The sequence below is a fragment of the Arthrobacter sp. Bi26 genome (genome assembly GCF_918697925.1).
GTDB lineage: Bacteria > Actinomycetota > Actinomycetes > Actinomycetales > Micrococcaceae > Arthrobacter.
This window is the reverse complement of record NZ_CAKKMF010000217.1, coordinates 1-1,008: the sequence shown is the minus strand read 5'-3', so window position 1 is coordinate 1,008 and position 1,008 is coordinate 1. Positions and strand designations below refer to the sequence as shown.

The window sequence follows — 1,008 nt, the reverse complement described above, 5'->3', positions numbered from 1 at the left end:
CCCGTGCCCTAAGCCCTCTTTCAGGGGAACCCGGCACCGCGGCTGCGCCTGCCAGGGGCACGTGGCGAAGCTCCGGTCAAATAGCGGTTGACCGGAGCTTCGGGACCATTATGGGCAGTGATTCCTGTGTATTGGTCGGGAAGGCCGCCCGCCGCTAGGGGTTGAGAAATTCGCTCATGAGGGGCGCATTGCGGACGTTGTCGGTCAGGGGCGTCAGCCCCCACACGTCCTCGATGGTGTGCAGCAACGAATAGTGCGAGTAGGCGGCATGGGAGGTGAAGCCCTTCCGCGCCGCCGGGCCGGCAAATACCGTGGCCACCCGGTTGTCGTCTTTGCTGCCCTCGTCCCACGTAAGCACCAGCAGGGAGTTCTGCGTCGTGAAGGCCGGTGACCCAAGAATCCGCGGCACCTCGCGGGAGAGCCAGTCGTCTCCGGTACTGATGGGACAGTCGTGGGTGTCGTTGCACATGTCTGGGCTGATGAAGGAGTAGTCCGGCAGGGCCGACGCCGACTGCAGGTCCTGTTCCAGCCGGCCATACGGCACAACATGGTCCGAGCACGAGGCCAAATCGTCCGTCACGGCGGGGTAGTACATGAACGGATTGTGCTTCACCGCATACCGCCGGGAGTCGTGCGCAACGCAGGGCGCGGGCATGCCCTCGGCGTACATTTTCCACGTCCGTCCGGATTGGGTGATCTCATCGGCGATGGAGCGCACATCGGCGGTGCAGGACTTCGGTTTGCAGTCGCTGGTGATCCCCGCGTTGGTCCCGCTCGTCAGGGCGAGGTAGTTGGGCAGGCTCGGATGCGTAATGGCCCGATAGTTGGCGGCCGTGGAGAATTCCGCCGCCAGCTTGTTGAAGTAGCCTGCCTCGCTGGCTCCCATGATCTGCGAGGCCGCCTTGTTTTCCTGGACGATGATCACAATGTGTTCGATTCCGCCGTTGCCCTGCCGCCCCGGCTCCGGGTGCGGCGCCGGCTGTGCGAAGTACGGGGACGGTGGAGGGG

General features: G+C 64.5%; 1 protein-coding gene. It reads right to left on the bottom strand.

All coding sequences use genetic code 11. From position 1 onward, the window contains the following. Positions 1–154 precede the first annotated feature (154 nt). The coding region (locus tag LQV16_RS23525; protein ID WP_229996236.1) for an alkaline phosphatase family protein at positions 155–1,008 on the bottom strand (854 nt) is incomplete at its 5' end.